Genomic DNA, 8713 nt, shown 5'->3' on the forward strand with positions numbered 1-8713 from the left:
GAGATAGGTTATTGTCTTTTTAGGCCCCTTTTTAATCGGTATAAGTTTTATCATTCTAACCCATTCTATATAATCTATGCAATTTTGGCTGACGAATTTCGCAAAGGAATTAATAGCCGCTAGGCGCTGGTTGCGGGTAGATATGGAACATTTTCTTTCTGTTTCGATATTTGAGAGAAAGTTTTTGATCAAATCAGCATTTAGGTCTTCAATCATCAATTTGTCAATAGATTTATTTCTCAATTTCGAGGCATATGGTATTATCAGCCGCATGGTATCCCTATAACTTGCAAGTGTATTGGGCGAAAGATTTCTATTGTTGATAACATATTCGGTCAAAAATCTCCTGACCCACGTGCTTAGGTATTTTATATTTTTCATAATCGATTTTCATTTGCATAATGATTAAATTTTTTATTCGCCTCTTCAAGCAATTTGTTGGTCATAGAAAGGTATACAGATGTATAGTCCAAACGATGATGCCCCAGGAATGTCGATAATACAGGTAAAAGTATCTGTACGTCTTTCCCCTCTTCATACCAGCTAATTAACCTGTTTGTCGCAAATGTATGCCGAAGATCATAAATCCTAGGCTGATAAACTGCTCCATCAGTCCTCTTAATACCAGCATTTAACCGTATTTTGGAGAAAATAGCATCCAGCAATGACCCTCCAAATGGTTTATTACCCTTCCATACAAACAAATAAGAACCAGAATCTTGTGTGATACCTTTTTCTTTTCGATGCAGAAGATAATGGATAATGATATCTTTAATCTGCTGGTTAAAAGTTACATAACGGGTTTTATAAAATTTTGATTGTTCAATTAGTATTGTTCTTTTACCTAAATCAATATCTTTAAGTTTAATTAAGAGCACTTCTCTTCTTCTCAGTGCCATGGTGTATGCTAAAATTAATATCGTTCGTATCATGACAGGATCTACTTGAGAGGGCCTCTTTTGATAAGTCAAAGCCGAATCAAAAAGACTTTTCAATTCTTTATTACTGTAGATATAAGGAATGTATTTCGCAGGTTTTTGTGGAGAGAAATCAGGCAATGGGATTTCAAAAATGTATCTCTTTAATTTGGCGTAATTAAACAGTCCTTTGATTACAGTCCGTTTCGAAAACCAGCTGTTTGTTATCATTCCTTTTTTTCCAACTAGAAAGACCAGCACCATCTCTGTAGTAACGTCTTTAACATTGATATTGAAGCCCATTTCTCTTGAGAATTGTTTTAACAGATATTTAAGCTGAATAGTACAAGACTCTCCTAATGAATCCCTATATTCAATATAGCTATTTACTAAATCTTGCATTTTCATAGTATTTCCCAGTTAATATCTGCTACCTTATACAGATTGGTTAAATCGACCTTTGAATATATTCTGGTTGTATCAATTTTTGATGACCTAAATAATCACTGATTTCCTTTAATGAAAAACCTGTATTGATCAAGTAGGTGGCACTTGCATGTCTCAAACAATGAGGACCACAGGATTTTATATTCCAATCCATCGGTTTTAATATCTTATTTATGATTGCGTAAATAGAGCTGTTATTTAACTTCTTGTAAGGTCCAATCTGTGTCAGGAAAACTTCCCTCAAACTTGATTCATTGGGCCGGGCTTCTTTAAGATAATGTATTATGGCATCACCAACAGTTGGGGTTAAGGGGAATAATTGCGGCTTACATCCTTTGATCTTCTTACGTAGATAATCTCCTTTGCCAGTCTAAATCATCAAGCTGAAGATATGCTACTTCACTGCTTCGAAGTCCATAAACCGTAAGTAGCTGTAAAATGGCAAAATCTCTTATATTAATAGTTGTTTCAGTTGCGAATTCTGAGACCATCTTCTGGATATTTTCTCTTGTCGGTGCTAATGGCAACAGCTCATGTTCATAGATTCTGGGAGCTCGGATGGATTCAGATAAACCATTCATACACCATCTTTTCTCAGATGCAAAGCAAAGGAAAGATCTCAATACACTTAATTCGTTTTTAATTGTTCTTCTGGAAAGACCGGTCTTCTTACGGTTGCTAATAATTTTTCCAATGATATCTGGCGTAACTTGATCAAAGTGGACACAATGCTCACTGATGAGTTTCAGATAACGCTTTAATATTCCGCGTTTGGATATTATAGTTCTTTCTGATAGACCTTTGATTCTTGATTGAAAATATAAGTATTCGCTCAATTTTTTTGTAAAGGGAATTGAGGGCACTGTATCATCTTCCAAACAATCTAATAAGGACAACCATATTTTAGCAGTATGAATTAAGCTTAGCTTATTCTTATAAGTATAATTTTTTGTTCTGGGATGTATCTTGTCTAATCTTGACCAATTACCAGCCATAACTGTTAATTCAGAAACTTTTACTGTCCGTACCGAATAGAACTTAAGATGAGTCATAATAACCAATAGACTCATTGCTTCATTATAAAGGGTAGAATCTTTTATCCCTTGGTTCTTCCGATAGTGTAAAAACAGCAGCCGTTCTGCCAGTAAAGGGCTTTCTATTTGATGAAATAAAACATGACGTAATTTAAATAACTTTTTCAGTAATATATCATTTTCTTCTGAAGTTGCTTCCACACGGTTCAGAAAGCCCAACCAGTCTAGTCCAATTTTAATAAACAGCTTCTTTCCAAATTGATTAGAACTTGTTTTTGTATTGTATTTTTTACTTAAACCCCATTTTTGGGCAGCCTCAATTAACTCTTTAATAGTAATTATCCTGCCATTTTCCAGATGCAAAAATTCTATTATTCGCAGAAGATAAGATGCTGTAAGCTTTAATTCCAGAGTCCGCTTCTCCTGACTTTGTAAATATTTCAGATATGAGATTCGCTCTCGAAGTAATGGATGGCCTTGATGCCGTTTTAGCGTGCTGGATGTTTTATATAACTCCTGCAGTATTTCATTTCCCTCTTCTATGACAGGTACATCCAGCCAGTTTAGGTACCTTAACCATGATTTAGTGTACATAGAAATTTTTTTTCCAGATTCTGAAAATTCTTTTTTAAATGGTGAGTAGTTTTCATTTTCCCCCATTTCACAGCAGCCGCCTCAATTTCTTCCACAGTTACCATCCTACGATCCTGCAGACGGAGCAATTCGGTTGCTCTTAATAGATATCCTTCAATTAATTTCAATCTGAATTCTGTAGCATTATTAATCGACAGATAATTCAGATACTCAACTCGTTCTTTCAGTAGTGGAGCGTTTCGATGATGATTTAAATTTCTTTTGAATAATTGTTCTAACATATGTTTCTGTTTTATACCTATTTATTCTAACGTTGAAATACAATTAAAAATTTGAATTTTAAATAGTTACGTATAATAATCAACATTAGTCCTAACCGAAAACAAAGCAAAAAGTCCACATAAAATTTAAATCTGCATCTTTTTTATTTTGTATTTAAAAATAATATCGTAATATTGCAATATAATAATTAATTATGGGAGCAACAAAGACAGATCATTTTACGGACCGCCAAAACCAGATTGCGGTTATTGCTAAAGCATTGGGCCATCCTGCAAGGGTTGCTATTATAGAATATCTGCTAAAAGTCAATACCTGTATCACCGGAGATATTGTCAATGAGCTGCCACTAGCACAGCCTACCGTATCACAGCATTTGAAAGAATTAAAAAATGCGGGATTAATACAAGGGAGCATTGAGGGAACATCTGTATGCTACTGTATTGACGAAAATACATTCAATATATTGAAAGAGTATTTTTCAAAAATAATTTCTACAGTAACCAATCAAAAATGTTGTTAATGATGGAAACTGCTTTCATTATATCTTCGGTATTACTGATCAGCTATTCATTATTGGCAGTATTTGATGGTGTATTTCTGCACATATACAAATATCACCTCTATGAGCATAAAGAAAGCCGGTTTGAACATCTTACCCATACGATAAGAGCCTTTTTATTTACAGGTATTCTTACAACTTTATTTATAAATATTGAAAACAACAACCTTTTTGTAATAGGATGCGTTTTGATCTTTGCGGACATCATTACATTGCTGTTGGATGCTTATGTGGAAAAAGACAGCAGACAATTTATGGGTGGACTACCCCGTTGGGAATATATTATCCATCTTATGGTTAACGGCTTCCACTTTGCGGCTATCGCTGTATTTTTAGTGATCAAACTCAATTTTGATTCTACGGGTTTTACATTAGCGCAGAACTTTCAACATATAGAGAGCTATGACACATTTAGATTTATAGCAATAAATCTACTGCCGGGAGCGATTGTCATAAGCCTCTTACATGTGCTGCTTTACATTCCCAAATTCAGTAAGTATTTTAATAAATTACAGCTAAAGTGCTGTTAAAAAAATTTGTTTGAAATAATCGCAATATTGCATTATAACTATAAATATAAACCAATGAAATTATCAGAAATCAAAGAAATCCTTCCAACATTAGACAATGTTGAATTTCAGTTAGAAAACGGAACGTTTGTACCCGAGCATTTCCATGTGACCGAAGTCGGCCAGATTAATAAAAGATTCATTGACTGTGGTGGTGTAATCCGTGATGAAAAGGCAGTGAACTTTCAGCTATGGAACGCCGATGACTTTGAGCATCGTTTAAAGCCTGGAAAACTATTGAATATTATCAAACTTTCGGAGGACAAATTAGGTATAGAAGATGCTGAGATCGAAGTGGAATATCAAAGTGATACAATTGGAAAATATGATCTGGAGTTCAATGGGAAAACTTTTATATTGAAAAGTAAGACTACTGCCTGTCTTGCACAGGATGCATGCGGCATACCTTCCGAAAAGCAAAAGATAAACCTTTCTGTACTTACAGGTACTGCAAATAATTCGTGTACACCTGGTGGAGGATGCTGCTAATTCGCTGTAGAATGTCGATTGTATCTTTTTTATAAAATGTACTAAAATTAAATCAATGGATGAAATCTTTGATGTTATTGTTATTGGAGGAGGCCAGAGTGCGCTAGCATGTGGATATTATCTGCGGCGGGCAAAACTTAAATATCTTATATTGGATAAACAAGATATTCCGGGTGGTGCCTGGATCCACAGCTGGGATAGCCTGACCCTGTTTTCTCCCGCAGATTACAGCTCCTTACCAGGATGGCTGATGCCAAAATCTGAGCATCAGTTTCCGCTTAGACAAGAAGCAATTGACTACTTGGGTAAGTACGAAGAGCATTATCAACTGAATGTGAGGCGGAGTATTGAAGTTCTTGAAATTAAAAAGGATGGGAATATTTTTAAGATCTACACCCTTCAGGGAGGTTTTAAAGCTAAAACAGTTATTTCGGCAACCGGTACCTGGGGCAATCCGTCTATTCCAAAGCTAGAAGGAATAGAAGATTTTAAGGGACTTCAAATTCATTCAGGAAAGTATAAAAGCCCAAAAGACTTTACGGGGCTGAAAACGCTGGTGGTAGGAGAAGGTAATTCCGGTGCCCAGATTGTCGCAGAGGTCTCAAAAGTTACGGCTGTAAAGTGGTCAACCAAAAAGGAACCTGAATTTTTGCCTGACGAAGTAGACGGATATTATCTGTTTAACGTAGCCTCGGCACGATACAAGGCCGAAAAAGAAGGAAAACCCTTCGATGCAGCGCAATTTAATTTAGGAAATATCGTAATGGTTCCATCTGTTAAAGAGGCCCAACACAGAGGTGTCTTAGTGTCAAGTGGCACATTCGATAAGTTATATGATAAGGGGGTGATTTGGCATAATGGGGACAAAGAGGAATTTGATGCTATTATTTGGTGCACAGGATTCGGTTACGATACTTCTTATCTGAAATCATTGATACACATAGACGAAAAAGGCATTGCAAAGACCAGTGAAAGTAAATCACTAGAATTGCCCGGATTATGGCTCGTCGGATACGGCAACTGGACCGGTTATGCCTCCGCCACAATCATAGGTGTAAATAGAACAGCAAAACAGACCATACTTGAGATTGAAGAATTTTTAAAAAATAGTAACTAATAAAATATGAAAATTGCATTATTCAGCGATATACACGCCAATTTACCCGCTTTGCAAGCTTTCTTCGAAGATGTAGATAAAAGAGATCCAGATAGTATCTATTGCTTGGGTGACCTGGTAGGTTACAATATATGGCCAAACGAAGTGGTCAATGAGATCCGTAAGCGGAAAATTCCAACCATTGCAGGAAATTACGATTTCGGTATCGGACGTATGAGCAATGAGTGTGGTTGTGCCTATAAGTCAGATAGTGAAAAGGACAATGGCAATATTTCTATCTCCTTTACCAACTCTATCATGAAGGACGATGAACGTGCCTATTTGCGCACGCTCCCTGCACATATCAAAGTTGAGTTTCAATTGAATGAAGATAAGCTCAATTTGCTTTTGGTGCACGGCAGCCCAAGGAAGATCAATGAATATCTTTTTGAAGACCGTGAGGAAAAAAGTATGCTCAGGATCATGGAGCAGGCTGATGCAGATATTATGTGTTTCGGACATACACACAAACCTTATCACCGCATTTTAAATTCTGGATCTGAAGAACAACCTTATTATCGCCATGCGGTCAATATCGGTTCCGTCGGTAAACCTAAGGATAATGATATCCGCGGAGCGTATGTCATGCTGACCATCAATGAAAATAGTTCTATACTGAACAAAGAAAGCATCGGTATCGAGTTTATACGATTTGACTATGACATTGAAAAAGCAGCTAAGGCAGTAGAAGAAAGCCCCCTGCCTAATGAATATGCAGAAAATCTGAGAAGAGGCTATTAATTTTAAATCATAAAAATGAACCATAAACTTATAACAACCATTGAATCCATTTCAACAAATAGTATTTCAGAAGAAAGAAAAACAGTTTTACAGCCATTGGCAGACTATATCCAAACGAAAATAGAAACAGGTCAGACAATACGCTTAAATTTTATCTGTACCCATAATAGTAGGAGAAGCCATTTATCCCAAATCTGGGCGCAAACTATGGCCTATCATTTTGGGATTACTAATGTGTTTTGCTATTCAGGTGGTACTGAGGCAACAGCAATGTTCCCCAAAATTGCAGAAACATTGAGCGATCAGGGGTTTCAGATTCAAAAGCTCAGCGAAACAGAAAATCCTGTCTATGCAATTAAATATGCCGAAAATGAGGCAGCGATTATCTGCTTTTCCAAAGAATATAACAGCGAATTTAATCCTAAAAATGAATTCGGTGCCATCATGACCTGTAACAATGCAGATGAAGGCTGTCCTGTGGTTTTTGGAGCTGAGGCAAGATTCCCGATAAAATACGATGATCCAAAGCCTCGGACAATAGCCCACAGCAAACAGAGGTGTATGCGGAAAGAAGCTTGCAGATTGCAGCAGAAATGTTTTATGTTTTTTCACTGGTAAACAAATAGCATGGAAATAACAGCGATCGGTAAGGAGCATTATTCAAATATCTCCAGAATATACAAAGAAGGCATTGAAACAGGCCATGCCACTTTTGAAACAACAACCCCAGAGTGGGAAGATTGGGATAAAAGTAAACTAAAACACAGCAGGTTTGCAGCAGTAGTTGATGGTATCATAGTCGGCTGGGCAGCCCTTTCGGCAGTGAGTGACCGATGTGTTTACGGAGGTGTAGCAGAAGTAAGTATTTATGTTTCTAATTCTCATAAAGGAAAAGGCGTCGGAAAGACCTTGATGGCCAGGCTAATTGAAGAAAGCGAAGCTTATGGAATTTGGACGCTTCAAAGCGGAATGTTTCCTGAAAATGAAGCAACAGTAGCGCTTCATCAACGCTTTGGTTTTAGAATAGTCGGTTTCCGTGAGAAAATAGGAAAACTGGGAGACACCTGGCGCGATACGATTATTATGGAAAGAAGAAGTAAAACAATAGGAATAAATTAAAATAATATGCAGCCAAAATTAAAATTTCTCGACAGATACTTAACACTTTGGATATTTCTTGCCATGGCAGTTGGTGTGGGCTTGGGATTCTTATTTCCCGGGACTTCAAAAGTTATGGATTCTCTATCCGTAGGTACAACTAACGTCCCATTAGCTATTGGACTAATATTAATGATGTACCCTCCACTCGCTAAAGTTGACTATTCTCTTTTACCTACTGCTTTTAGGGATAAAAAAGTAATCAGTATATCATTATTATTAAATTGGGTGATAGGACCTATTTTAATGTTTGTTCTTGCCATTTTGTTTTTAAGAGATGAGCCGGACTATATGATCGGATTAATTCTTATTGGTTTGGCCAGATGTATTGCAATGGTGATTGTATGGAATGATCTCGCTAAAGGAAACCGAGAATATGCAGCCTTATTAGTCGCCTTAAACAGTATCTTTCAGGTGTTTACCTATAGCTTCTTTGTATGGTTATTTATCAATGTACTGCCTGGTAAATTAGGACTAGCCAACTTCAATGTCAGTGTTTCAATGAAGGACGTCACAGAAAGTGTTCTTATCTATTTGGGTATTCCTTTTCTGGCAGGCTTCCTAAGCCGATATATCTTAGTTAAATCAAAAGGTATAGAATGGTACAATAGAAAATTTGTACCCACAATATCACCTATAACATTGTACGCTTTATTATTTACGATCGTCTTAATGTTCAGCTTAAAAGGTGAAAAAATCGTGGAGCTTCCAATGGATGTGGTAAAAGTAGCTATTCCACTGGTCATCTATTTTGTCCTTATGTTTTT

13 protein-coding genes are annotated in these 8713 nt (G+C 36.5%); 8 read left to right on the forward strand and 5 right to left on the reverse strand.

Annotated elements, in window-relative coordinates; translation table 11 throughout:
- The 5 genes from L950_RS22575 to L950_RS31020 form a co-directional block, all read right to left on the reverse strand.
- A partial coding sequence (locus L950_RS22575) for a site-specific integrase (RefSeq protein WP_021190656.1) occupies window positions 1-381 on the reverse strand: 381 nt, incomplete at its 3' end.
- The gene (locus L950_RS22580; RefSeq protein ID WP_164462974.1) at window positions 378-1319 is read right to left on the reverse strand and encodes a tyrosine-type recombinase/integrase; all 942 of its coding nucleotides are present in this window, start codon (window positions 1317-1319) and stop codon (window positions 378-380) included. The genes L950_RS22580 and L950_RS22575, both read right to left, overlap by 4 nt.
- Before the next feature lie 46 nt (window positions 1320-1365).
- On the reverse strand, window positions 1366-1704 hold the full coding sequence (locus L950_RS28160) for a tyrosine-type recombinase/integrase (protein WP_084825532.1): 339 nt from the start codon (window positions 1702-1704) through the stop codon (window positions 1366-1368).
- A gap of 4 nt (window positions 1705-1708) precedes the next feature.
- The gene (locus L950_RS27305) at window positions 1709-2992 is read right to left on the reverse strand and encodes a tyrosine-type recombinase/integrase (protein WP_021190658.1); all 1284 of its coding nucleotides are present in this window, start codon (window positions 2990-2992) and stop codon (window positions 1709-1711) included.
- Entirely contained in the window at window positions 2971-3273 is a 303-nt protein-coding gene (locus L950_RS31020) for a hypothetical protein (RefSeq protein WP_021190659.1), read from the reverse strand. Before L950_RS31020 ends, L950_RS27305 begins: the two co-directional genes overlap by 22 nt.
- A gap of 194 nt (window positions 3274-3467) precedes the next feature.
- On the opposite strand from L950_RS31020, the gene L950_RS22595 reads away from it, so the two are divergent.
- The 8 genes from L950_RS22595 to arsB form a co-directional block, all read left to right on the forward strand.
- Window positions 3468-3794 (forward strand): ArsR/SmtB family transcription factor, encoded by a 327-nt coding sequence (locus tag L950_RS22595; protein WP_021190660.1) that lies wholly within the window; start codon window positions 3468-3470, stop codon window positions 3792-3794.
- A complete protein-coding gene (locus L950_RS22600) occupies window positions 3794-4363 on the forward strand; it encodes a hypothetical protein (RefSeq protein WP_197086646.1) in 570 nt (189 codons plus the stop codon). Before L950_RS22595 ends, L950_RS22600 begins: the two co-directional genes overlap by 1 nt.
- Before the next feature lie 54 nt (window positions 4364-4417).
- Complete coding sequence (locus L950_RS22605; protein WP_021190662.1) at window positions 4418-4891, forward strand: DUF6428 family protein; 474 nt, start codon at window positions 4418-4420, stop codon at window positions 4889-4891.
- Between the two features lie 55 nt (window positions 4892-4946).
- Window positions 4947-6008, forward strand: a complete 1062-nt coding sequence (locus L950_RS22610; protein ID WP_021190663.1) for an ArsO family NAD(P)H-dependent flavin-containing monooxygenase — start codon at window positions 4947-4949, stop codon at window positions 6006-6008.
- Window positions 6009-6014: 6 nt separating this feature from the next.
- Window positions 6015-6788, forward strand: a complete 774-nt coding sequence (locus L950_RS22615; RefSeq protein ID WP_021190664.1) for a metallophosphoesterase family protein — start codon at window positions 6015-6017, stop codon at window positions 6786-6788.
- 15 nt (window positions 6789-6803) lie between these two features.
- Complete coding sequence (locus L950_RS22620) at window positions 6804-7406, forward strand: protein-tyrosine-phosphatase (protein ID WP_231577803.1); 603 nt, start codon at window positions 6804-6806, stop codon at window positions 7404-7406.
- A 9-nt stretch (window positions 7407-7415) separates the two neighbouring features.
- Entirely contained in the window at window positions 7416-7907 is a 492-nt protein-coding gene (locus L950_RS22625; RefSeq protein WP_021190665.1) for a GNAT family N-acetyltransferase, read from the forward strand.
- 6 nt (window positions 7908-7913) lie between these two features.
- Window positions 7914-8713 (forward strand): ACR3 family arsenite efflux transporter (gene arsB / locus L950_RS22630; protein ID WP_037526494.1); only part of this gene is annotated, 800 nt, incomplete at its 3' end.

It is taken from the genome of Sphingobacterium sp. IITKGP-BTPF85 (assembly GCF_001006065.1).
GTDB classification, from domain to species: Bacteria; Bacteroidota; Bacteroidia; order Sphingobacteriales; family Sphingobacteriaceae; genus Sphingobacterium; species Sphingobacterium anhuiense.

Excerpts from the sequence above, each read along its gene's own strand:
- L950_RS22580 (WP_164462974.1), bottom strand. The coding sequence starts at position 1,319 with ATGCAAGATTTAGTAAATAGCTATATTGAATATAGGGATTCATTAGGA.
- L950_RS27305 (WP_021190658.1), bottom strand. The coding sequence starts at position 2,992 with ATGTACACTAAATCATGGTTAAGGTACCTAAACTGGCTGGATGTACCT.
- L950_RS31020 (WP_021190659.1), bottom strand. The coding sequence starts at position 3,273 with ATGTTAGAACAATTATTCAAAAGAAATTTAAATCATCATCGAAACGCT.
- L950_RS22595 (WP_021190660.1), top strand. The coding sequence starts at position 3,468 with ATGGGAGCAACAAAGACAGATCATTTTACGGACCGCCAAAACCAGATT.
- L950_RS22600 (WP_197086646.1), top strand. The coding sequence starts at position 3,794 with ATGATGGAAACTGCTTTCATTATATCTTCGGTATTACTGATCAGCTAT.
- L950_RS22605 (WP_021190662.1), top strand. The coding sequence starts at position 4,418 with ATGAAATTATCAGAAATCAAAGAAATCCTTCCAACATTAGACAATGTT.
- L950_RS22610 (WP_021190663.1), top strand. The coding sequence starts at position 4,947 with ATGGATGAAATCTTTGATGTTATTGTTATTGGAGGAGGCCAGAGTGCG.
- L950_RS22615 (WP_021190664.1), top strand. The coding sequence starts at position 6,015 with ATGAAAATTGCATTATTCAGCGATATACACGCCAATTTACCCGCTTTG.
- L950_RS22620 (WP_231577803.1), top strand. The coding sequence starts at position 6,804 with ATGAACCATAAACTTATAACAACCATTGAATCCATTTCAACAAATAGT.
- L950_RS22625 (WP_021190665.1), top strand. The coding sequence starts at position 7,416 with ATGGAAATAACAGCGATCGGTAAGGAGCATTATTCAAATATCTCCAGA.